This window comes from Serratia quinivorans (assembly GCF_946227985.1).
In the GTDB taxonomy this organism is placed as follows: domain Bacteria; phylum Pseudomonadota; class Gammaproteobacteria; order Enterobacterales; family Enterobacteriaceae; genus Serratia; species Serratia quinivorans_A.
Genome location: NZ_CAMKGL010000004.1, coordinates 195918 through 218593 on the forward strand (window position 1 = coordinate 195918; position 22676 = coordinate 218593).

At 54.4% G+C, this 22676-nt stretch carries 20 protein-coding genes and 1 other annotated feature; of the genes, 6 read left to right on the forward strand and 14 right to left on the reverse strand.

What is annotated here, in order from left to right:
• Positions 1–324: 324 nt before the first annotated feature.
• Positions 325–588: a 30S ribosomal protein S20 gene (gene rpsT, locus OCH02_RS13960; RefSeq protein ID WP_037420676.1), complete on the forward strand. Its 264-nt coding sequence runs from the start codon at positions 325–327 to the stop codon at positions 586–588.
• Positions 589–655: 67 nt separating this feature from the next.
• On the opposite strand, the gene nhaR is transcribed toward rpsT, so the two are convergent.
• The 4 genes from nhaR to dnaK all read right to left on the reverse strand — a co-directional run bounded on the left by nhaR (position 656) and on the right by dnaK (position 6300).
• Positions 656–1555 carry a transcriptional activator NhaR gene (gene nhaR / locus OCH02_RS13965; protein WP_004950031.1) on the reverse strand — a complete coding sequence of 300 codons (900 nt, stop codon included), beginning with the start codon at positions 1553–1555 and terminating at the stop codon, positions 656–658.
• A gap of 194 nt (positions 1556–1749) precedes the next feature.
• Positions 1750–2916, reverse strand: a complete 1167-nt coding sequence (gene nhaA, locus OCH02_RS13970) for a Na+/H+ antiporter NhaA (protein ID WP_261431745.1) — start codon at positions 2914–2916, stop codon at positions 1750–1752.
• Between the two features lie 236 nt (positions 2917–3152).
• The gene (gene dnaJ, locus OCH02_RS13975; protein ID WP_261431746.1) at positions 3153–4280 is read right to left on the reverse strand and encodes a molecular chaperone DnaJ; all 1128 of its coding nucleotides are present in this window, start codon (positions 4278–4280) and stop codon (positions 3153–3155) included.
• A 106-nt stretch (positions 4281–4386) separates the two neighbouring features.
• A complete protein-coding gene (gene dnaK / locus OCH02_RS13980) occupies positions 4387–6300 on the reverse strand; it encodes a molecular chaperone DnaK (protein ID WP_012005144.1) in 1914 nt (637 codons plus the stop codon).
• A 324-nt stretch (positions 6301–6624) separates the two neighbouring features.
• Between dnaK and satP the strand changes: the two genes are divergently transcribed.
• The gene (satP, locus tag OCH02_RS13985) at positions 6625–7224 is read left to right on the forward strand and encodes an acetate uptake transporter (protein WP_261431748.1); all 600 of its coding nucleotides are present in this window, start codon (positions 6625–6627) and stop codon (positions 7222–7224) included.
• Positions 7225–7276: 52 nt separating this feature from the next.
• Here satP and OCH02_RS13990 read toward each other — a convergent pair whose 3' ends face one another.
• From OCH02_RS13990 to tal, 3 genes are all read right to left on the reverse strand, one after another.
• Complete coding sequence (locus tag OCH02_RS13990) at positions 7277–8584, reverse strand: MFS transporter (protein WP_261431749.1); 1308 nt, start codon at positions 8582–8584, stop codon at positions 7277–7279.
• A 124-nt stretch (positions 8585–8708) separates the two neighbouring features.
• A complete protein-coding gene (gene mog / locus OCH02_RS13995) occupies positions 8709–9296 on the reverse strand; it encodes a molybdopterin adenylyltransferase (protein ID WP_153858086.1) in 588 nt (195 codons plus the stop codon).
• A gap of 150 nt (positions 9297–9446) precedes the next feature.
• Positions 9447–10400 (reverse strand): transaldolase, encoded by a 954-nt coding sequence (gene tal, locus OCH02_RS14000; protein WP_135315054.1) that lies wholly within the window; start codon positions 10398–10400, stop codon positions 9447–9449.
• Between the two features lie 381 nt (positions 10401–10781).
• Here tal and OCH02_RS14005 point away from each other — a divergent pair, with 381 nt between their 5' ends.
• Both OCH02_RS14005 and yaaA read left to right on the forward strand, forming a co-directional pair.
• Positions 10782–12206, forward strand: coding sequence for an alanine/glycine:cation symporter family protein (locus tag OCH02_RS14005; RefSeq protein ID WP_261099203.1), 1425 nt, complete (start codon positions 10782–10784; stop codon positions 12204–12206).
• A gap of 104 nt (positions 12207–12310) precedes the next feature.
• Positions 12311–13084: a peroxide stress protein YaaA gene (gene yaaA, locus OCH02_RS14010; protein WP_017891555.1), complete on the forward strand. Its 774-nt coding sequence runs from the start codon at positions 12311–12313 to the stop codon at positions 13082–13084.
• A gap of 61 nt (positions 13085–13145) precedes the next feature.
• Here the strand turns inward: yaaA and thrC are convergent, their stop codons facing one another.
• The 5 genes from thrC to OCH02_RS14035 form a co-directional block, all read right to left on the reverse strand.
• On the reverse strand, positions 13146–14435 hold the full coding sequence (thrC, locus tag OCH02_RS14015; protein ID WP_012005137.1) for a threonine synthase: 1290 nt from the start codon (positions 14433–14435) through the stop codon (positions 13146–13148).
• 3 nt (positions 14436–14438) lie between these two features.
• Positions 14439–15368: a homoserine kinase gene (gene thrB, locus OCH02_RS14020; RefSeq protein WP_004949998.1), complete on the reverse strand. Its 930-nt coding sequence runs from the start codon at positions 15366–15368 to the stop codon at positions 14439–14441.
• A 1-nt stretch (position 15369) separates the two neighbouring features.
• Positions 15370–17829, reverse strand: a complete 2460-nt coding sequence (gene thrA, locus OCH02_RS14025) for a bifunctional aspartate kinase/homoserine dehydrogenase I (RefSeq protein WP_261431750.1) — start codon at positions 17827–17829, stop codon at positions 15370–15372.
• A gap of 25 nt (positions 17830–17854) precedes the next feature.
• Positions 17855–17973: a sequence feature (Thr leader region), on the reverse strand.
• The gene (gene thrL / locus OCH02_RS14030) at positions 17912–17998 is read right to left on the reverse strand and encodes a thr operon leader peptide (protein WP_073963430.1); all 87 of its coding nucleotides are present in this window, start codon (positions 17996–17998) and stop codon (positions 17912–17914) included. Its footprint overlaps the feature before it by 62 nt.
• A 194-nt stretch (positions 17999–18192) precedes the next feature.
• Positions 18193–18879 (reverse strand): tRNA/rRNA methyltransferase, encoded by a 687-nt coding sequence (locus OCH02_RS14035; RefSeq protein WP_261431751.1) that lies wholly within the window; start codon positions 18877–18879, stop codon positions 18193–18195.
• 633 nt (positions 18880–19512) lie between these two features.
• Between OCH02_RS14035 and arcA the strand changes: the two genes are divergently transcribed.
• Positions 19513–20229, forward strand: a complete 717-nt coding sequence (gene arcA, locus OCH02_RS14040) for a two-component system response regulator ArcA (RefSeq protein WP_004949989.1) — start codon at positions 19513–19515, stop codon at positions 20227–20229.
• Positions 20230–20276: 47 nt separating this feature from the next.
• Here the strand turns inward: arcA and creA are convergent, their stop codons facing one another.
• Positions 20277–20756, reverse strand: a complete 480-nt coding sequence (creA, locus tag OCH02_RS14045) for a protein CreA (protein ID WP_261431752.1) — start codon at positions 20754–20756, stop codon at positions 20277–20279.
• Positions 20757–21098: 342 nt separating this feature from the next.
• Between creA and robA the strand changes: the two genes are divergently transcribed.
• Positions 21099–21968 (forward strand): MDR efflux pump AcrAB transcriptional activator RobA, encoded by an 870-nt coding sequence (robA, locus tag OCH02_RS14050; protein ID WP_261431753.1) that lies wholly within the window; start codon positions 21099–21101, stop codon positions 21966–21968.
• On the opposite strand, the gene gpmB is transcribed toward robA, so the two are convergent.
• Complete coding sequence (gene gpmB / locus OCH02_RS14055; RefSeq protein WP_261431754.1) at positions 21965–22612, reverse strand: 2,3-diphosphoglycerate-dependent phosphoglycerate mutase GpmB; 648 nt, start codon at positions 22610–22612, stop codon at positions 21965–21967. The two genes, robA and gpmB, sit on opposite strands and share 4 nt — an antisense overlap.
• Positions 22613–22676 lie beyond the last annotated feature (64 nt).

Consider the following 22676-nt stretch of genomic DNA (forward strand, 5'->3'; position numbering starts at 1 on the left):
TGGTGCCTTTATGTAATAGACATACCATACCGGAGATAATCTGCAGGTGAAACGCCCTGACCGCAGTTTATCCGGCGACTCATAGCTGATTATCGACCACGACCAATAGCTTGCGACCAATGCGCCAACTCATTGCTGAATTTTCTCGCGAAACACTGTATTCCCATGACCGAAGCTGGTAAAATCCTGCCCCATCACAACGTAGCAAGTGCCGCCAGTACAAACGGCGCTTATTTGCACAAATCCGTTGACAAACGAAGTCTAAAAGGGGATATTCCTCGGCCTTCGAATTGTCCTCAATAGAATATATTTGGGAGTTGGACCTTGGCTAATATCAAATCAGCTAAGAAGCGCGCCGTACAGTCTGAGAAGCGTCGTAAGCATAACGCTAGCGGCCGCTCAATGATGCGTACCTACATCAAGAAAGTAGAAGTTGCTATCGCAACTGGCGACAAAGAAGCTGCAAAAAATGCATTCCTCGTAATGCAACCAATCGTGGACCGCAAGGCAGCTAAAGGCCTGATCCACAAAAACAAAGCTGCACGCCATAAGTCAAACCTGACTGCGCGTATCAACGCAATGCAATAAGCATTACGTTGTCAGCTTGATAAAAAAACCGGCTCAGGCCGGTTTTTTTACGTCTGCAATACCCGCGCTAGTATGCAAACAATGCAGAGAAGTCCTTGTTGCACACCCGCTGTACCGCCGGATGCTGGATCATGCGTTCGGCAAAGATGATGTAGTACTCTTCCTGCACGCTATCGATACGCCCAATCTCCACCACGTCATCATCGTTATAGGTATCCTGCGCATACAGCGTCGGCGCAACGAAGATCGCGTTGTGGTACATGCCAAAAGTTTTCATCAGGGCCGCATCATCAAACTCGCCCAGGATCTCCACCTGAATACCCTGGGTGTTAAACCAGTTCAGCAGTTTACGGCCCAACATCGAACGCCGACCCGGGATCAGCAGTTTTCGCTGTTCAAGGCAGGCGGGGAATGGCAGATCCGGTGCCGGTTGGCGGCAGAAGAAGCTGATGCCGCATTCACCCAGCTTGAGCGAAAACAACCCTTCCTGCTGGCTGGAATCTACCGGGCAGTCTGACAGGATCATATCCAGCTTATGCTGGCTGAGCTGCTCCAGCAGCATCTCGTGCGTCGACTCAAAGCAGCGCAGGTGAATTTGCTCATTATCCACCACTACCGCCGTCTCCAGCACCTGACTCACCAAACGCTTGGACAACGCATCCGCTACCCCGACGTCGAACAGCAGGTTGGATTCCTTGCGGTAGTTAACAATATCCAGCATTTCCTGGCTGAGCATAAACATCTTGTCGGCATAGCGAAAAACCAGTTGCCCCAATTCGGATGGCACCAGCCCACGCCCCTGACGCTTGAACAGCTTGCCGTCCAAACGTTCCTCCAGCGCTTTGATCTGGCCAGTGATGGTCTGCGGTGTCAGAAACAAGGCTTCGGCAGCGCCGACCACCGAACCTTCCTTGCAAACCTGCCAGAAGTAATAAAGGTGATTAAAGTTGATATGCGACATCCTCACGAGGTGCTCTCCTTAACATTTCGTCATGGCAAACCCGCGGCCGTGACGAGCGACTAATGTCCTTTCCCTGTTTCAGACAACCTGTTGCTGCGTTCGTCCCAAACAGAACGGTCGAAGTTGTGCATATTTTATCCTGCACAACTCCGACCAGCTATTGTAGTGAGTCCCCACGAACAGGGGATCCCCTAAAAGGGTTATCTGACTCGCGGTAACGACATGCGCAACAGTCCATACCCGACCACTGCCGCCGTGGTTGATCCAATCAGGATCCCCAGTCGCGAATAGGTGCTCAGAACAACATCCGCATCGCCAAACGCCAGCGAAGCGATAAATATCGACATGGTGAAACCAATACCACAGAGCACGGAAACGGCAAACACCTGTTTGAAACCAATTCCTTCAGGCAGCCTTGCAATACCCAACTTCACTGCCAGCAGGCTAAAGGTGAAAATACCCAACGGCTTACCGATAAACAGGCCTGCTGCAATGCCCACTGGCAACAGGGAGGTCAGCCCGCTCAGTGACACGCCTTGTAATGAAACCCCCGCGTTGGCAAAGGCAAACAGCGGCAGTATAAGGAACGCCACCCACGGATGTAACTCATGCTCCAGCGTCTCGGACGGCGACGGCCCTTTCTTCACGCTCAGCGGGATCATAAAGCCGATAATTACCCCGGCCAGCGTCGCATGTACCCCGGACTTGAGGATAGCCACCCACAGTACCAGACCGACAATCATATAAAGTGAGGTTTTGCCCACGCCGCGCCAGTTCATAAACGCCAGCACTGCAATAGAGGCTGCCGCCACGCCCAATGCCGCCATCGAGACTTCGTGGGTATAGAACAGCGCGATAATCACGATGACACCCAGGTCATCGATGATCGCCAGCGCCAACAGGAAGACCTTCAGGCTGGTCGGTACGCGGTTACCCAACAGCGCCATCACCCCGAGGGCAAAGGCAATATCGGTTGCCGCTGGGATCGCCCATCCCTGACGAGTAACCTCGTCCGCGCCGTTGAACATCAGGTAAATCAATGCCGGTGCCAGCATACCGCCCAGTGCGGCAATCGCCGGGAACACGGCCTTGTCACGCCCGGCCAATGAACCCTGCATCAGCTCACGCTTGACCTCCAGCCCGACCACCAGGAAAAAGATCGCCATCAGGCCGTCGTTAATCCACAACAGCAGTGGCTTGGCAATTTCCAGTGAGGACACTTTCACCATCACAGGCAAATTGAGGAAGGCGTGATAAATCCCCTGGGCAGGGGTATTGGCCATGATCAACGCGATAATCGCGGCTACGATCAGGATAATGCCGCCCGCGGCTTCCTGACGTAAAAATTGACGAATGATGTTGGTCACAATACGTCTCTCCAGAGCAGTGCGAGGCACAGATGGCCCCGCAAACAAAGTAATGGAATGAGTATAGACGGCGAATCACTTCGATAAAATACGTTTATAAATGCTTTAAACATCGAAAAAACCGATCATATAACGATATATATCACACTTTTACTAGGGAAATTGACAAGCGATCGGCAATAAAAAACCCCGGCTTTGACACCGGGGTTATGCAGTACGCTAGCAGAAACAGCAGTTTAGCGCGTCAGGTCGTCAAAAAACTTTTTCACCCCATCGAAGAAGCTCTTCGAACGTGGGCTGTTTTTGTCACCGGAAGGGCCACCCAGGCTCTCCTCCAGTTCCTTCAGCAATTGCTTCTGCTTGTCGTTCAGGTTAACCGGGGTTTCTACCACCACGCGGCACAGCAGGTCGCCCTGGCTGCCACCACGAACCGATTTAACACCCTTGCCGCGCATGCGGAACAGCTTTCCGGTCTGAGTCTCTGCCGGCACTTTCAGCTTCACACGGCCATCCAGCGTCGGAACTTCAATCTCGCCGCCCAATGCCGCCATCGCGAAGTTAATCGGCACTTCACAGTACAGGTTATTGCCTTCACGCTCGAAGATAGGGTGCGCTTTCACCTGAACCTGAACGTACAGATCGCCTGCCGGCGCGCCGTGCTCACCCGCTTCACCCTCACCCGCCAGGCGGATGCGGTCACCGGTATCAACGCCGGCCGGGATTTTCACCGACAGCGTTTTGGCTTTCTCTACCCGGCCGTGGCCGTGGCAGCTATTGCATGGGTCTTTGATGATCTGACCACGACCATGACAGTGCGGACAGGCCTGCTGAACGGTAAAGAAGCCCTGGCGCATCTGCACCTGGCCCTGCCCGTGACAGGTTGGACAGGTCACCGGCGAGCTGCCCGGTTTCGCGCCGCTGCCGTGGCAAACGCCACACTCTTCCAGCGTCGGGATGCGGATCTCTTTGGTCACGCCACGAACCGCTTCCTCGAGGGACAGCTCCATGTTGTAGCGCAGATCGGAACCGCGGCTGGCGCGCTGACGGCGGCCACCACCGAAGATGTCGCCAAATACGTCGCCAAAGATATCGCTGAATTCAGCACCGCCGCCAAACCCGCCGCCGCCGCCCATACCGCCCTGTTCAAAGGCCGCATGGCCGTATTGATCGTAGGCCGCACGTTTTTGATCGTCAGTCAGGACTTCGTAGGCTTCCTTGATCTCTTTAAACCTGGCTTCGGCGTCTTGTTCCTGGTTGCGGTCAGGATGGAATTTCATCGCCAGACGTTTATACGCCTTTTTGATCTCACGCTCTTCCGCCGTCTTGGAGACGCCGAGAATCTCGTAATAGTCTTTCTTCGCCATTATTTCTGTAACCCTTAACATGCGTGCACGGGCGTAGAGTTGCCTCGACGCCCGTGCTGGTTTGCGGTAACGGCCTCTCGGCCGTTCCGTGCCCGCTTAAGGGCGATTATTTTTTGTCTTTAACTTCTTCGAACTCAGCGTCAACCACGTCGTCGTCTTTCTGCGCCGCGTTGTCAGCACCAGCATCAGCACCTTGCTGAGCCTGCTGCGCCTGAGCCATTTCCAGCAGCTTGCCGGAAACCTGCACCAGAGCCTGGGTCTTCGCTTCGATCTCGGCTTTATCTTCGCCTTTAACCGCTACTTCCAGATCTTTCAGCGCCGCTTCGATAGCCGTTTTGTCTTCCGCCGGCAGTTTATCGCCCGCTTCTTCCAACTGCTTACGGGTGCCGTGGATCAGGTGGTCGGCCTGGTTACGGGTCTGCACCAGCTCTTCGAACTTACGGTCCGCTTCGGCGTTCACTTCGGCATCACGCACCATTTTCTGGATTTCTTCTTCGTTCAGACCGGAAGAAGCCTTGATGGTGATTTTCTGCTCACGGCCAGTATTCTTGTCTTTGGCAGACACGTGCAGAATACCGTCGGCGTCGATGTCGAAGGTCACTTCGATCTGCGCCATACCGCGTGCAGCAGCCTGGATGCCGTCCAGGTTGAACTGGCCCAGTGACTTGTTATCGTTAGCGCGTTTACGTTCACCCTGCAGCACATGGATGGTTACCGCAGACTGGTTGTCTTCAGCGGTAGAGAACACCTGGCTGTGCTTGGTCGGGATAGTGGTGTTTTTGGTGATCAGCGGAGTCATCACGCTGCCCATGGTTTCGATACCCAGCGACAGCGGGGTAACGTCCAGCAGCAGAACGTCCTTCACATCACCGGCCAACACGCCGCCCTGTACCGCAGCACCCACCGCAACGGCTTCGTCCGGGTTAACGTCTTTACGCGGTTCTTTACCGAAGAAGTCAGCAACTTTCTTCTGAACCATTGGCATACGGGTCTGGCCACCGACCAGGATCACGTCCTGGATGTCGGAAACCGACAGGCCTGCGTCTTTCAGTGCCACTTTCAGCGGCTCGATAGAACGCGCAACCAGATCTTCAACCAGCGACTCGAGTTTTGCACGGGTCACTTTGATGTTCATGTGTTTTGGACCGCTCGCATCTGCAGTGATGTAAGGCAGGTTAACGTCGGTCTGCTGAGCAGAAGACAGTTCAATCTTCGCTTTCTCAGCGGCTTCTTTCAGACGCTGCATCGCCAACGGATCGTTGCGCAGATCGAAACCTTGTTCTTTTTTGAACTCTTCCACCAGGTAGTTGATCAGGCGGCTGTCGAAGTCTTCACCACCCAGGTGGGTATCACCGTTGGTTGCCAGAACTTCGAAGGTTTTTTCGCCGTCAACTTCGTCGATTTCGATGATAGAGATATCGAAAGTACCGCCACCCAGGTCATAAACCGCGATGGTACGGTTGCCGACTTCTTTGTCCAGGCCGTAAGCCAGGGCCGCAGCGGTCGGTTCGTTGATGATACGTTTTACTTCCAGACCTGCGATACGGCCGGCGTCTTTGGTCGCCTGACGCTGAGCATCGTTGAAGTATGCAGGTACGGTGATAACCGCTTCAGTTACTGGTTCGCCCAGGTAATCTTCAGCCGTTTTCTTCATTTTCTTCAACACTTCAGCAGAGATCTGCGGAGGTGCTACACGCTGGCCTTTCACTTCAACCCATGCGTCGCCGTTATCAGCAGCCACAATTTTGTACGGCATGATGTCTTTATCACGCTGCGCTTCTTCATCCTGGAAGCGACGGCCAATCAGGCGCTTAATCGCAAACAGGGTGTTTTGTGGGTTAGTAACAGCCTGACGCTTAGCAGGCTGGCCAACCAGAATTTCACCATCCTGGGTATATGCGATGATCGAAGGTGTAGTACGGTCGCCTTCGCTGTTCTCCAGCACGCGCGCTTTACCACCATCCATAATTGCTACACAAGAGTTGGTAGTACCCAGGTCGATACCAATAATTTTGCCCATCTAAACGTCTCCACTAATAAATTCATATTCGGTCAGGTTGCTAACCTATATGTGGGCAATTTTTTGTTTTTCAACTGCCCAACATTTCAGTCTTAGCCGCGGTCAGCAACTGCGGTTGCAAATAAGATGGGGTCATACAATCGAGCATCAAGGGGCAGGACAAAAAAAAATTCTTTTTTATCGTCACTCAGATCATTGTTTCCTGTTCTGGGGATCATTATGATGCCGCGCGCTCTGATGGAAGTTATCAACTTTTCGGCCATTCAGACCATATATGAATTTACTTCACTATTTTCGTTAATTTTCTGTTATTGCAGAGGACTTATGCACACCAACAAGTTGGCAAATCCCGGCCCTCTCGGCCTGATGGGCTTCGGGATGACCACCGTCTTGCTGAACCTGCACAACGCGGGCTTTTTCCCATTGAACTCCGCCATCATCAGCATGGGGATTTTCTTCGGTGGACTGGCCCAGATTATGGCTGGCCTGCTGGAATACAAGAAAGGCAACACCTTCGGCATGACGGCCTTTATCTCTTACGGCAGCTTCTGGCTGAGCCTGGTCGGGCTGCTGCTGCTGCCGCGTCTGGGTCTGGCTGAACCGACCGACGCCGGCGTGCTGGGTATCTACCTGGCACTGTGGGGCGTCTTCACGCTGTTTATGTTCTTCGGCACTCTACGCGCCAACCGCGTGCTGCAGTTCGTGTTCGGCAGCCTGACGGTGCTGTTCGCTCTGCTGGCCATCGGTAACATCACCGGCAACCATGCGCTGCTGAACTTTGCCGGCTACGAAGGCATTATCTGCGGTGCCAGCGCCATCTATCTGGCCATGGCAGAAGTGCTCAACGAGCAGTATGGCCGCACGGTGCTGCCGATTGGCGAGCCAAATATCGACAATGTGGAACCTATCCGGGCAGTGGCATAAGCGCCATTGGCCTGAAACAAGAAGCCCTGCGGTTGATTGCAGGGCTTTTTTTTTAACTGTAGGAACCGGCGCGCTGTGTTTTGGTTTCGCTGTTTAGATCGCGATGCAGGTAGATCCCCAGCAGCAGTCCGATACCCGACAGCGCCAGCACATAGTAAGCGGGTGCTAACGGGGTTAACTTCATGATCAACGTCACAAATATTGGGGTTAAACCGCCAAAAATGGCGTATGCGACATTATATGAGAACGAAATCCCGGTAAATCGCACTTCCGCCGGGAAAGCCCTTACCATCACGTAGGGTACCGCGCCCACCACGCCTACGCTGAAGCCCACCAGCGCATAGCAGGCGAACAACATTTCCGGGTGTTCGCCCACCGTCCGATAAAATAGCCAACTGCAACCGGCCAGTAGCAGGCTGCCGACGATAAAGGTTTTGCTGGCACCAAAACGATCCGCCGACAACCCGGCAATGATGCAACCGGCAATCAGCATGATGGTGGCGATGCTATTGGCCTGCAACGATAACGCCGGGGCGATGCCAAACTGTTTTTGCAGATAGGTCGGGGTCATCAGGATCACCACCACAATGCCGGCGGACAGTAGCCAGGTAAGCAGCATCGATACCACCACTTCCTTGCGATGATTGAGCACCACCGATTTCAACGGCAGCTCTTCTGCCAGAGCCTTACGCGCCTGCATCTCGATGAAGATGGGTGTTTCCTGCAGCCAGCGGCGCAGGTACATCGCCACCAGGCCGAAAATACCGCCTAGCAGGAATGGGATACGCCAGCCACCGTCAATAATGGTCTGTTGACTGAGCGTGGTATTGATCACCGTCGCCACCAGCGAGCCCAGCAGGATGCCGACGGTCAGACCAGCGGTCAGCGTGCCGCAGGCAAAACCGATGCGCCGACGCGGCACATGTTCAGCAACAAACACCCAGGCCCCCGGCACCTCGCCGCCGATCGCCGCCCCTTGCAGCACACGCATCAGCAGCAGCAACAGCGGTGCGGCAATGCCGATGCTGGCATAGGTCGGTAACAGGCCCATCGCCAATGTCGGCAACGCCATCAGCAAAATACTCAGGCTGAACATTTTTTTGCGGCCGACCAGATCGCCGAAGTGCGCCATCACGATGCCGCCCAGCGGGCGGGCCAGATAACCGGCGGCAAAAATGCCGAAGGTTTGCACCTGGCGTAGCCATTCCGGCATATCCGCCGGGAAAAACAGCTCGCCCATCACCGCCGCAAAGAAGACAAAAATGATGAAATCATAGAACTCCAGCGCACCGCCCAGGGCAGCTAACGTCAGAGTTTTGTAGTCTTGCCGGTTTAACCGGCGATTATTATCGTGAGGCATAGGGTACCGTCGGAGGAGACTGTAAAAATAAAAGCCATCGGCTTTCTGTAAACGAATCCTTACTATAACGGCAAATTATTTTCACACCAGATCGGCTAGCGCTTATCTCACAAAAGGCTGAAATTTAGAGGTTTATCTCGCGACGTGCATTCTTCGGACGAAATGCTGCTACCACTGCCGCCTCGGTTTCCACATAGGGTCCCTCAAGCAACTGAATGCAGTACGGCACGCTGGCGAAAATGCCATGCACCACCACCTTCCCCTGCTCGTCCTTAACCCCTTCCAGCGTTTCTTTGATCGACTTGGGTTGCCCCGGCAGGTTGATGATCAATGCCTGCTTGCGGATCGCCCCCACCTGACGTGAAAGAATGGCCGTTGGCACATAGTGTAGGCTGATTTGACGCATTTGCTCGCCGAAACCGGGCATCACGCGATCGGCAATGGCCAGCGTAGCGTCAGGCGTCACGTCGCGGCGCGCGGGGCCGGTCCCCCCCGTGGTCAGCACCAGATGGCAGCCCATTTCATCCACCAGCTCACACAGAGTTTGTTCGATCAACGTCTGCTCATCGGGGATCAGGCGGGTTTCCAGCTTAAACGGAGTGGTCAGCGCGCCAGTGAGCCATTCCTCCAGCGCCGGAATACCTTTGTCCTGGTAAACGCCGCCGGAAGCGCGATCAGAAACAGAAACCAAACCAATACGTAATATGTCCATGCGTAACCTCTACAGCCTGATGGGGTTCGGACGGGTTCGCTTCCCGCCCTGTTTTCAATTTTAGGAGTATAAAGTGTCTGCCTGCCTGCGGGATCTGCAAGCATAAAAAAAGGCGGCCTAAGCCACCTTTTTCTGCACTGATTGCCGGAATTACAGCAGATCGGCGATCATTTTTTCCAGCTTGCCCTGGTCTACGGCAAACTTGCGGATACCGTCGGTCAGTTTCTCAACTGCCATTGGATCCTGGTTGTGCTGCCAGTAGAACTCAGGCTCGGTCAACGCGGCAGGGCGCGCTTGCACTTCGCCGGTGTAGGCCAGTTTACGCTCCAGCGTGCCTTCGCTCTCTGCCAGCTCTTTCAGCAGTGCAGGGGCGATGGTCAGGCGGTCACAACCGGCCAGTTCGATGATTTCGCCGACGTTACGGAAGCTGGCGCCCATCACTACGGTTTTGTAACCGTGCTGTTTGTAATACTGGTAGATCTCGGTAACGGAAACCACACCTGGATCTTCGTTTGGCGCGAACTCTTTCTTGTCGCCATTGGCTTTGTACCAGTCGAGGATACGGCCAACAAACGGAGAAATCAGGAAAACGCCGGCTTCGGCGCAGGCACGAGCCTGGGCAAAGGAGAACAGCAGCGTCAGGTTACAGTTGATGCCTTCTTTTTCCAGCTGTTCCGCAGCGCGGATACCCTGCCAGGTAGAAGCCAGTTTGATCAGGATGCGATCGTTGCTGATGCCGGCATCGTTGTACAGTTTGATCAGGCGCTTGGCCTTGGCAACGCTGGCGACGGTGTCGTAGGACAAACGAGCGTCCACTTCAGTAGAGATGCGGCCTGGAACCAGCTTCAGGATTTCCAGACCAATGTTAACGGCCAGCTTGTCGGCGGCATCGGCGATTTGCTGTTCGCGATCGCTGCTCTGCTCACGTGCCCAGGCGATGGCTTCGTCAATCAGTTTGCGGTATTCAGGAATTTGGGCTGCATTGAGGATCAGCGAAGGGTTGGTCGTAGCATCTTGCGGTTGATACAGCTTCATAGCCGCGATATCGCCCGTATCTGCAACCACGGTAGTCAGTTGGCGCAGGGAAGTTAATTTATCGGTCATGTTGGCATTATCTCATCGTGTGTGCATGAACTTTTGGCATCGTTCAACCATGCCCTGCCCTGATAATAACATGCGCAAGGCCCGGTGCAAGGCTGGAAAATCACGCCCCGGCGGTGCTGGTTTTATCCTTGAGCGAGCAACCGTTTACGCTGCTATCTTTCGTCATTCCCGAGCTGATGAAAAGGCAATAACGTGCTATCGCTTGAATAAATTATGTTAAATTCGCGAAAATTAATGCAATAGGTTTCGAAATCTGAGAAAAGTCCCAATTGCTCGGAACCGGGCCGATTTCAGCTAAGCTCTTGTAAAAATTCAGTCAATATATTTTCACCCGCGGTGGATAAGGCGCGGTGCGCAACAATTTTCAACAAGGAGGGATCCGTGACGGACCTGATAAATTTTATAAATAATATTTTGTGGGGTTCGGTACTGATTTATTTGCTGCTCGGTACCGGCATTTATTTCACCCTGCGCACGCGTTTTATCCAGGTTCGCCATTTCGGCCACATGTTTTCGCTGCTGAAAAACAGCAACAAGAGCGACAGCGCAGGTATCTCCTCCTTTCAAGCCTTGTGCACCACCCTCGCCGCGCGCGTCGGTACCGGTAACCTGACCGGCGTGGCGATAGCCCTCACCGCCGGTGGACCGGGTGCCATCTTCTGGATGTGGGTAGTGGCCTTTATCGGCATGGCCACCTCCTTTGTGGAAAGCAGCCTGGCACAGCTCTACAAAACCAAAGATGACCAGGGTAACTACCGTGGCGGTCCGGCCTATTACATGGAGAAAGGGCTGGGTATGCGCTGGATGGGCGTGCTGTTCTCAATCTTCCTGATCATCGCCTTCGGCCTGGTATTCAACGCCGTACAGGCCAACTCCATCGCCCAGGCTTCCGCCGTCGCCTTCCACGCGAAACCGCTGTACGTCGGTATTGGCCTGGTGGTCCTGAGCGGTATCGTGATTTTCGGTGGCATTCGTTCCGTAGCGCGCGTTGCCGAACTGGTGGTGCCGCTGATGGCCGCAGCTTATTTGCTGCTGGCCCTGTGGGTGATTGGCCATAATATTGAACATATGCCGGCGATCCTCTCGCTAGTGGTTAAAAGCGCCTTCGGGCTGCAGGAAGCGGCGGCCGGTGCCGTCGGCTACGGTATTTCGCAGGCGATGACTCAGGGGGTACAGCGCGGTCTGTTCTCCAACGAAGCCGGTATGGGTTCTGCGCCCAACGCGGCGGCCTCCGCCTCACCTTACCCACCGCATCCGGCCTCGCAAGGCTACGTACAGATGCTCGGGGTGTTTGTCGACACTATCGTGATTTGCAGCGCAACCGCCGCCATCATTCTGTCTTCGGGCGTATTGGATCAACCGGTGGACAACATCAGCGGTATCGACATGACCCAGCGTGCGCTGTCCGCAGCCGTCGGCAGTTGGGGCTCGCCCTTTGTCGCCATCGCCATTTTCTTCTTCGCCTTTACCTCGATTATCGCCAACTACGCCTATGCCGAAAGCAATCTGGTGTTCCTAGAGCGCAACCACCCGGCCGGCCTGTTGATTTTCCGTTGCGCCGCACTGGGTATGGTGATGTTTGGTGCGCTGGCCGAACTGCCGGTGGTATGGAAAATGGCCGATACCTCTATGGCTTTGATGGCTATCACCAACCTGACGGCGATCCTGCTGCTGTCACGCGTGGCACTGAAATTGGCTAACGATTACCACCGTCAGCGAACGCTGGGAAGATTGCCTACTTTTGACGCCAACCGCTTCCCCGAGCTGAAATCCCAGCTTGAACCAGGCGTGTGGGACAAAAATTAATTTTTGCGGGCGCGTCAAACACGCGCCCTGCCTATCAGACCCATTGACCCTTTTTCCCGCGCTTTTTGCTACAGTAGCGGTTCTTGGAAAAACAGGATCTGGCCATGCTCGTTATTATTTCACCTGCAAAAACTCTTGATTACGAAAGCCCACTGGCAACCGAACGCTTCACCCAGCCGGAACTGCTGGATAAATCGAAGCAGCTGATCAAAATCTGCCGCGATCTGACGCCGGTACAAATCTCCAAGCTGATGGGCATCAGCGATAAACTGGCCGGCCTGAACGCCGCTCGCTTTGGCGACTGGCAACCGAAATTCACCCCGGACAATGCCCGTCAGGCCCTGCTGGCGTTTAAAGGCGACGTTTATACCGGCCTGCACGCTCAGGACTTCAGCGAAGATGACTTTGATTTCGCCCAGCAGCATCTGCGTATGCTGTCCGGGCTGTACGGCGTGCTGCGCCCGCTTGATCTGATGATGCCTTACCGTCTGGAGATGGGCATCAAGCTGGACAATGCCAAGGGCAAGGATTTGTACAGTTTCTGGGGCGAGCAAATCACCAAAAAACTCAATGAAGCGCTGGAGCAACAAGGTGACGATGTGGTGGTCAACCTGGCTTCCGACGAATACTTCAAATCGGTGAAACCGGCTAAACTGCACGGCGAGCTGATTAAACCAGTGTTCCTCGACGAGAAAAACGGCAAATACAAAGTGATCAGCTTCTACGCCAAGAAGGCGCGCGGGCTGATGAGCCGTTTTATCATCAAGAATCGCCTGACGCAGCGTGAACAACTGCTTGATTTCAACCTGGAAGGCTACGCGTTTGACGAAGCCAACTCCCAAGGCAACGAGCTGGTGTTCAAACGCCCCGAGCAGTAATCGCCCGTCCATAAAAAAAGCCGTCGCAATGACGGCTTTTTGCTTTATGTGGCCATGAGGATCAGGCTGGCAAGGCCATCAGGAACTTGCGCAGTTCGCCAAAGCCGGCGGGCAGGTTGTGAGACAGCAGCGGCAAATCTGCACGCAGCGCCAACGCCTTCGGCAGTGGCAATTCCTGGCCGAGAATGTCCTCGACGCTCTCTTTGAATTTGGCCGGATGCGCAGTGCCGAGGAACAGACCAAACTCCCCTTCCTGCAACTGGTCACGCAACGCGCGGTAAGCGATCGCCGCGTGCGGCTCGGAGAGATAACCCAACTTCGCCAGTTCACGCATAGTGTCTTTGGTGGTTTCGTCACTGACCGTGGCATGGCCCAGCTCTTTCAACTGCCAAATCTTACGGCGGAACAGCTCTTCGACCCGTGGCCAGTTGTTCGGTTGGCTGACGTCCATCGCATTGGACAGCGTAGCCACCGTGGCATGAGGCTGCCACTGACCGTTAGTCAGGAAGCGCGGCACGGTGTCGTTGGCATTGGTTGCAGCGATAAAACGCTTCACCGGCAGGCCCAGGGACTTGGCCAGCAGCCCGGCGGTCAGATCGCCGAAGTTGCCGCTTGGCACTGAAATCACCAACTGGTTGCGTGCTTCCTGTGGCAATTGCGCTACCGCTTCGAAGTAATAACAAATCTGCGCCAGCAGGCGGCTGATATTAATCGAGTTGGCCGAGTTCAGGTGCAGGGCTTCTTTCAATTCCTGATCGTCAAATGCCTGCTTCACCAACGCCTGGCAGGCGTCAAAATCGCCGTCGATCGCCACGGTATGGATATTACCACCCAGGGTACAGAACAGTTTTTCCTGCAGCGGGCTGATTTTTCCCTGTGGATACAGGATCACCACGCGTACATTCTTCAGACCGTAGAAGGCATGGGCCACCGCCGCGCCGGTATCACCGGAGGTCGCGGTCAGGATAGTGACCGGCTGATCGCCCGCCACTTCCGCCAGCATTTGCGCCATAAAGCGGCCGCCGAAGTCTTTAAACGCCAACGTTGGGCCGTGGAACAGCTCCAGGCAGGCGATGTCGTCTTCGACTTGCGCTACCGGTGCCGGAAACTCAAAGGCCGCCGCCACACGCTTATGCAATGCTTCTTCAGAAACTTCATCGCCAATAAACGCCGACAGGATACGGCTGCTGCGCGTGACAAAATCCTGTTCCAGCAGATGGTCGATTTCGGTCAGTTCAAACTCCGGCAGATCCAGCGGGAAAAACAGCCCTTGCTGTTTGCCCAGGCCCTGTTTGATCGCCTGTGTGAAGCTGACCTGCTCGTTATGATCCTTAAGGTTGTACAGTTTCATGCGTTATCCCAGTAGTCGTGCGCCTGCGGTATCCAGGCGGCAAATATGAACAAAACCTTCGTCGTTTTGCAGATAGTGATTAGTCAGCCAGTCGGCCATGCGTTGCGCCGTTGCGCCGTCATCACAAACGGCGAACAGCGTCGGGCCGGAACCGGAAATACCGCAAGCCAAAGCACCGATATCCTGAGCGGCTTTGCGTGCGTCGGCAAAGCCGGGCAACAGGCGGGTACGGTACGGCTCGGCAATCACGTCCTGCATCAGCTTGGCGGCCAGGCGTGGTTGTTGGGTATGGCAGGCATGGATAAAGCCCGCCAGATAGCGGCCGTGGCTGATACAGTCCTGACGACGATACTGCGCGGGCAGGATTGCACGCGCTTCGGCGGTGGATACCTTGATGCCCGGATAGGCCATCACCCACAGCCAGTCTTTAAAGCATGGCACTTCCTGGCTGATGAAGCCTTCTTCTTCCAACATCAACTGCAGGCCGCCGAGGTAGCAAGGCGCTACGTTATCGTAATGCACGCTGCCGGAGATGCGGCCTTCCAACTCGCCCATCAGGCCCAACAGCGTCATTTTATCCAGCGGGCGGTTGCAGAACTCATTCATCGCCATCAGCCCGGCGACCACCGAGCAGGCGCTGGATCCCAGCCCTGAACCGATCGGCATATTTTTCTCGAGTCGCATCGCCACCGGGATCTGCCGACCGATTTCCTGGCAGAAACGTTCCCAACATTGGTAAACGATGTTCTCTTTCGGATCGTCCGGCAGCTTGCTGACGAAGCGACCGGCATTTTGCAAACTGAACGTTTCGGCGGCCTCTACACTGACGCAGTCGCCCAGCAAGGTACCGTCAATCGGCGACACCGCTGCGCCCAGAACGTCGAAACCGACGCTGACGTTACCAATTGAGGCCGGCGCATACACCTTAACCATATTAAACTCCCAACTTCCATGACAGTGTGCGCAACAGGTCGGCAAATACCCCTGCGGCGGTCACATCGTTACCGGCACCGTAGCCGCGCAGCACCAGCGGCAATGGCTGATAGTAGCGGCTGTAGAAAGCCAAGGCGTTCTCGCCGTTCTTCACTTTATACAACGGATCGTTGCCGTCTACCGCATCTATACGCACCTGGCAGCGGCCGTTTTCGATCACCCCAACATAGCGCAACACCTTACCCTGCTCGGTGGCATTGGCCACGTTGCGAGCGTACTCTTTATCCAGTTCCGGCAGGCGTGCCATAAAGGTTTCCACGTCACCGGAAGCGTCAAAGGAAGGTGGTAGCACCGACTCAACCTCGATATCAGCCAACTCCAGTTTGTAACCCGCCTCACGCGCCAGGATCAGCAGCTTGCGCGCCACGTCCATTCCGGAAAGGTCGTCACGCGGATCCGGCTCGGTATAGCCCTTGGCTTTGGCCTCCAGGGTCGCTGCCGACAACGACATGCCCTCATCAAGTTTACCGAAAATAAACGACAGTGAACCGGACAGAATGCCAGAAAAGCGCGTCAGCTCGTCACCGGCGTTCAGCAGGTTTTGCAGGTTTTCGATCACCGGCAACCCCGCACCGACGTTGGTGTCGTACAGGAACTTGCGACGCGAACCGGCAGCGGCGGTACGCAGTTGTTGGTAGTAGTTCATCGACGAAGTGTTGGCCTTTTTGTTCGGCGTCACCACGTGGAAACCATCGGCCAGGAAATCGGCGTATTGATCGGCCACCGCCTGGCTGGAGGTGCAATCGACAATCACTGGGTTCAGCAGGTGATACTCTTTCACCAGGCGGATCAGACGGCCAAGGTTGAATGGCTCCTGCGCACCGGCCAGTTCATCACGCCAACTATCCAGCGCGATACCGTGTATGTTGGTCAACATGGCGCGTGAATTGGCAATGCCGCACACCCGCAGGTCGATATGCTTTTGCTTCAGCCACGGCTGCTGACGGTAGATCTGTTCGATCAACGCGCCGCCGACGCCGCCAACGCCGATAACAAACACTTCAATCACCTGATCGGTGTTAAACAGCATCTGGTGGCAGACGCGAACCCCGGTGGTCGCGGAGTCGTTGCTGACCACCACCGAGATGGAACGTTCGGAAGACCCCTGGGCAATAGCGACAATGTTGATATTGGCGCGCGCCAGGGCGGAGAAGAAGCTGGCCGAAATACCGCGCAGGGTACGCATGCCATCGCCGACGACCGAGATAATCGCCAACTGCTCCATCACGTCCAGCGGCTCCAGCAGGCCATCTTTCAATTCAAGATAGAATTCGTCTTCCAGCGCGCGTCGGGCACGCTGCAGTTCACTCTGCGGTACGCAGAAGCTGATGCTGTATTCGGAAGAGGACTGGGTGATCAACACCACCGAGATACCGGCACGGGACATCACGGCAAACACGCGCGCCGCCATGCCGACCATGCCCTTCATCCCTGGCCCGGAGACGTTGATCATCGCCATGTTATTGAGATTGGTGATGCCCTTTACCGGCGTATCGGTATCCAGATTTTCGCCGCCAATCAGGGTGCCAGGGGCCTGCGGGTTGGCGGTATTTTTGATCAGGCAAGGGATTTGGAACTGGGCAATGGGAGCGATAGTACGGGGGTGAAGTACGCTGGCGCCGAAATAGGAAAGCTCCATAGCTTCCTGATACGACATCGATTTCAGCAACCTGGCGTCTGGCACGGTGCGAGGATCGCAGGTATAAACGCCGTCGACGTCGGTCCATATCTCACAACAGTCGGCGCGCAAGCAGGCAGCCAGTACCGCAGCAGAGTAGTCGGAACCGTTACGGCCCAGCACCACCAGCTCCCCTTTGTCGTTACCGGCGGTGAATCCGGCCATCAGCACAATGTGATCTGCCGGGATCGCTGCTGCGGCGATACGCAGTGTGGATTCGGCAATGTCTACCGTGGACTCCAGGTAATGCCCCTGCGCCAGCAGTTTCTCCACTGGGTTTATCACCGTAACCGGGAAGCCTTTGGCGCGAAATACCCCTTCCATGATGGCGATCGAGAGCTTCTCACCGCGGCAGATGATCGCCGCATTCACGCTGTCCGGGCATTGCCCCAGCAGCGCAACGCCGTGAAGTACCTGTTTTAGTTGGGAAAACTCCTGGTCCACCAGCGTCTTGAGACGATCGTATTCAAAGCCGGGCAACGCCTGTGCCAGGCCACTCAGCAGGTCGGCAAAGATGCGTTCTGCATCGCTCATATTTGGCAGAATGTCCTGCCCCGCTACCGTTTTATCAATCATCGCCACCAGGTGGTTGGTGATTTTAGCCGGAGCGGACAAGACCGTGGCCACCTGTCCCTGACGTGCGTTACTTTCCATGATGTCGGCGACGCGCAGAAAACGTTCTGCATTCGCTACCGAGGTTCCGCCAAATTTCAGCACTCGCATTTCTTGTCTCTCCCGAATTTAAGCCGAAAAAAAAGCCCGCACTGGTTAGGTGCGGGCTTTTTTCTTTTGTTTCCTGTACGCGTCAGCCCGCCCCGTTACCTGTGGTATCGGTGGTGGTAATAATTGTTGTGTTCAGGCTGATATTTCGCATTTTTTCTGTCTGTCTCATTAAATACTCTGTCCCCTCTATTGGTTAAAGCAATCGCTATCCCAAGTCAAATTATTTCTTGTTTTTGCTCATTTATTACCCAGCAGTGCAACTGGGCAATGCGACAGTCGAAAAGCCAAATGACAGGATAAAAAGACAGACAGTCGGCAGTATTGCAGTGGATCACACTGCCTAATTAGCCATGTTTGCGGGTATCACTTTGTCAGTTTTTTTTCGATGTCGTGCAGCAAAGTATGCAACATTGCCGTATCTCGCTGCTGCAAAGTGCCAAGCCGCTGGTGCAGCCAATCGCGCAACTTTTGATCGTCGCCCACACCCAATGCCCCCAGCAGACCATCGGCACGCTGACGCAGTGCTTTAAGCTGGCCTTCATTAGCCACCGGCTCCTGCGGTGCGCCGACCTTCATCAGCTCCGACAATTGATAGCAATACACCATCACCGCCTGGCCGAGATTCAACGACGGGTAATCTGCCTGCATCGGCACACCGGTCAGCAAATCGGCCAACTCCAGCTCTTCGTTGGTCAGGCCGGAATCTTCACGGCCAAACACCAACGCTGCCTGCCCTACCCACTGACTACGCTCACTCAACTGACCCAACAGTTGCTGCGGCGTACAGTAATAATGGAAACGCGCTCGACTGCGAGCGGTGGTCGCAACGGTGAAATCCACGTCCGCCAGCGCCTGCTCGAGAGTGGCGAAAGTCTGCACGCCGTCGAGGATATCCCCCGCCCCATGAGCCACCCAGCGAGCCGCCGGCTGCAGGTGCGCTTCGCTGTCGACAATGCGCAACGAAGTGAAACCCATGGTTTTCATTGCCCGCGCCGCAGCGCCGACGTTTTCCGGCCGCGCCGGAGCCACTAAAACAATATGAAGCTGCATCAATACTCCACTAAATGAGATATCGCGTATTTTTGACTGTTTGGGATAGTCTGATTATATTTACATCTGCGCAACAATAATCCCGAAATTGAGGGTAGACAGGGCTAAATGGGTTATTGCCCCGATAAATTGCGCGTAATACATATTATTACTGCTTATGTTTTACTGCGCTTATTAATCAAAGCGTTAAAAGAAGCCCTTTATCAATAAGCTAATAATTCTACCTCATTAGGCGCTACAATGCTGAATCGTACACAGAATTTAGGCTTCTGTGACTTAAGCTGGCATTTCTGTAAGTGTTTTTCACAAAACTGTTAACGTGCTACAATTGAATTTGATATATGTCAACAAACCTTAGTTTTGTTGGGTGATGAATTCGGTGCGCACTGTTATATTGCTGTTAATACGGTTAGGATATGCACCGTTTTGGCACCTTTGGGGTTGTAAGGAATAGCGCCCCAACCAAGCTAGCGATCTTGTTGACATGGGATGGAAAGTGCATCAAGAACGAGTTTACGTACTTTAGTCATTGGGTAGAAGGGAACGTGAGCGCTAATCTCTGCCCTCCGCTATGAAAACAAAGACTTCTGTACTTCCTATTTTCTATTTTGTTGGCAATTTTAGGTAGCATATATGCAGACCCCGCACATTCTGATTGTCGAAGACGAGTTAGTCACTCGTAACACCCTGAAGAGCATTTTCGAGGCGGAAGGCTACGTTGTTCATGAAGCCAATGATGGTGCAGAGATGCACAACATCCTGTCTGAAAATGATATCAATCTGGTTATCATGGACATCAATCTGCCAGGCAAAAATGGCCTGCTGCTGGCACGCGAATTGCGCGAACAGGCCAGCGTTGCGCTGATGTTCCTGACCGGCCGTGATAACGAAGTTGACAAGATCCTCGGCCTGGAAATCGGCGCCGATGATTACATCACCAAGCCATTCAATCCGCGTGAATTGACCATTCGCGCACGTAATCTGCTGTCACGCACCATGAACCTGGGCAGCGTCGGCGAAGAACGTCGCCTGGTTGAAAGCTATAAATTCAACGGTTGGGAGCTGGACATCAACAGCCGCTCACTGATCAGCCCTGCGGGCGAGCAATACAAACTGCCACGCAGTGAATTCCGCGCCATGCTGCACTTCTGTGAAAACCCGGGCAAGATCCAATCCCGTGGCGAACTGCTGAAGAAGATGACCGGCCGTGAGCTGAAGCCGCATGACCGCACCGTGGACGTGACTATCCGTCGCATCCGCAAGCACTTCGAATCAACGCCGGACACGCCGGAAATCATCGCGACTATTCACGGTGAAGGTTACCGTTTCTGCGGCGATCTGGAAGAGTAAAGCTCCTCCCGCGTTAACATATTTGGGGTTCCGCAGAACCCCAAATCTTATTTTGCCTCACCCCAGGGGATGATCGGCACAGCGCTCAGTGCATTCTTCGGTGAACCATCCACCACACGGTCTGAATAACTCAGATAAATCAATGCATTGCGGGTAGCATCGTAGAAACGCACCACCTGCAGTTTCTTGAACACCAGCGACGTTCGCTTCTGGAACACTACCGTCCCTTCCGCCTTACCATTTTTGATTTTATCGTTCAGCTCAATCGGCCCAACCTGCTGGCAAGAAATGGCGGCATCCGCAGTATCTTCCGCTAATCCCAACCCACCTTTGATGCCACCGGTTTTTGCCCGACTGATATAACAAGTTACATTTTTAACATCAGGATCGTCGAACGCTTCCACCACAATTTTATGGTCCGGACCAAAGAGTTTAAATACCGTATCAACCGACCCAACTTGTTCTGCCTGCGCATTATTTACCGTTGCGCAAACTAAACAAAACAAAAATAACCATCCTTTTTTCATTCACTTAACTCCAATAGGCTAAATCCTAAAAATGGGTACCGGCAATCAATATTGTTTATGTTTTAGGTCACAGAAAAAGGATCTTTCTGGTCCGCACCCGTCTTTTTAGCACAGAGCGTGAAAAAAATCTTTGAGAGTCTCGGAGGAAAAAAATTGCTATTATGCGGCGTCGTTATTTCTTTGCGCCCTTTAAGGTGTGCCCCTGTCCAACTCCCGCGCAACCCGCAGCGAGAGGCAAAGAGTGCTACGCAAAATGGCTCATGGATCGGTCTGATAGCGCAAGCACCAGCGTGACGAATAAACAGTTCGGGTCCCGACCCTAAAGCTCTACGAGGAAGATCTATGGATCAAGCCGGTATCATTCGTGATCTGCTTAGCTGGCTGGAAAGCCATTTGGACCAGCCCTTGTCGCTGGACAACGTGGCGGCGAAAGCGGGTTACTCAAAATGGCATCTACAACGGATGTTCAAAGATATTACCGGTAACGCCATCGGCGCTTATATCCGGGCAAGGAGATTATCCAAGGCAGCAGTGGCGCTGCGTTTAACCAGCCGCCCTATTTTGGATATCGCCTTACAGTATCGCTTCGACTCGCAGCAGACATTTACGCGCGCATTTAAAAAACAGTTTGCGCAAACGCCGGCGTTGTATCGCCGTGCCGAAGACTGGAACTCATTCGGCATCTGTCCGCCAATCCGCCTGGGCGCCTTTACCCTGCCGCAGCCCGAGTTTGTCACGTTGCCGGAACAGCATTTGATTGGCCTGACGCAAAGCTATTCGTGCACGCTGGAGCAAATTTCGAACTTCCGTACCGAGCTGCGTTCACAGTTCTGGCGCCAATACCTGGGTGAAGCTGAGACGCTGCCGCCGGTGCTGTACGGTCTGCACCATTCGCGTCCAAGCCAGGAAAAGGACGACGAGCAGGAAGTGTTGTATACCACGGCGCTGGAACCGCATCACGTACCGAAGGAAATTCAGGCTGGGCAGCCGCTGACGCTGCAAGGTGGCGAGTATGCGATGTTCAGTTATGAAGGCCCGACCTCTGGCCTGCAGGACTTTATTCTGACGCTGTACGGCACTTGCCTGCCGGCACTCAAACTCACGCGCCGCAAAGGGCACGACATTGAGCGCTTTTATCCCAAGGGTGACCGTCGGCCACCCCAACCGCCGACCGAGATCAACTGCGACTATTTGATCCCGATCCGCCGTTAACGCTGCAGTTCGTCCAGTGCGGGCATGTCCAGATGCGTGACATCGCCCGCCGTTTCGACAATCCAGCCAGAAGCCAACCATGGGCTCTGCTGATGATCGACTCGTGACAGTGAACAGTTGCGTAAACGCAGGCGGCGCTCGGCATAGGCCGGTAGCCCGAGCACGGTACTGATCAGACAGCCTAAAGCGATACCATGGCTGACAATCAGCGGTTTGCTGCCCTCGGGCAACATCAGGCAACTTTCCAGTGCCTCGCGCATCCGATCGCCCAACTCGCTCATTGACTCACCTTGAGGGATACGGCCATCGGCAGTACCATCGACCATCTGTTTGCGCCACTGTTCTTCCTGTGGCGTCAGGCTGTCGATTAAGCGCTCTTCCAGCACCCCCATATGCAGCTCACGCAAACGTGGATCGTTTATGACCTCGCAACCGCAAGCTTCTGCGATGATTTGCGCGGTGCGGCGGGTACGCCCCAAATCGCTGGTAATCACGTGCGTGATGCCGAGCTTGCTGACGCGTTGGGCAACAAGATGAGCCTGATGTTCACCGTGGGCGGTTAACGGGCTGTCGGACTGACCCTGGATACGGCGAGCCGCATTCCATTCCGTTTCGCCGTGGCGAACGAGGTATACCTGTAACATTTTGCTTTTCCGTTATACTGCGTGAAACCTGAGTTTATCGTCGTCAAATGCCGCTTGCGCAAGC

Bases quoted from the DNA above. Each gene is read 5' to 3' on its own strand.
- OCH02_RS14035 (WP_261431751.1), bottom strand. From the start codon at position 18,879: ATGCAGCTTCATATTGTTTTAGTGGCTCCGGCGCGGCCGGAAAACGTC.
- yaaA (WP_017891555.1), top strand. From the start codon at position 12,311: ATGCTCGTTATTATTTCACCTGCAAAAACTCTTGATTACGAAAGCCCA.
- thrB (WP_004949998.1), bottom strand. From the start codon at position 15,368: ATGGTTAAGGTGTATGCGCCGGCCTCAATTGGTAACGTCAGCGTCGGT.
- robA (WP_261431753.1), top strand. From the start codon at position 21,099: ATGGATCAAGCCGGTATCATTCGTGATCTGCTTAGCTGGCTGGAAAGC.
- satP (WP_261431748.1), top strand. From the start codon at position 6,625: ATGCACACCAACAAGTTGGCAAATCCCGGCCCTCTCGGCCTGATGGGC.
- arcA (WP_004949989.1), top strand. From the start codon at position 19,513: ATGCAGACCCCGCACATTCTGATTGTCGAAGACGAGTTAGTCACTCGT.
- thrC (WP_012005137.1), bottom strand. From the start codon at position 14,435: ATGAAACTGTACAACCTTAAGGATCATAACGAGCAGGTCAGCTTCACA.
- mog (WP_153858086.1), bottom strand. From the start codon at position 9,296: ATGGACATATTACGTATTGGTTTGGTTTCTGTTTCTGATCGCGCTTCC.
- gpmB (WP_261431754.1), bottom strand. From the start codon at position 22,612: ATGTTACAGGTATACCTCGTTCGCCACGGCGAAACGGAATGGAATGCG.
- dnaK (WP_012005144.1), bottom strand. From the start codon at position 6,300: ATGGGCAAAATTATTGGTATCGACCTGGGTACTACCAACTCTTGTGTA.
- tal (WP_135315054.1), bottom strand. From the start codon at position 10,400: ATGACCGATAAATTAACTTCCCTGCGCCAACTGACTACCGTGGTTGCA.
- OCH02_RS13990 (WP_261431749.1), bottom strand. From the start codon at position 8,584: ATGCCTCACGATAATAATCGCCGGTTAAACCGGCAAGACTACAAAACT.
- thrL (WP_073963430.1), bottom strand. From the start codon at position 17,998: ATGAGACAGACAGAAAAAATGCGAAATATCAGCCTGAACACAACAATT.
- creA (WP_261431752.1), bottom strand. From the start codon at position 20,756: ATGAAAAAAGGATGGTTATTTTTGTTTTGTTTAGTTTGCGCAACGGTA.
- dnaJ (WP_261431746.1), bottom strand. From the start codon at position 4,280: ATGGCGAAGAAAGACTATTACGAGATTCTCGGCGTCTCCAAGACGGCG.
- thrA (WP_261431750.1), bottom strand. From the start codon at position 17,829: ATGCGAGTGCTGAAATTTGGCGGAACCTCGGTAGCGAATGCAGAACGT.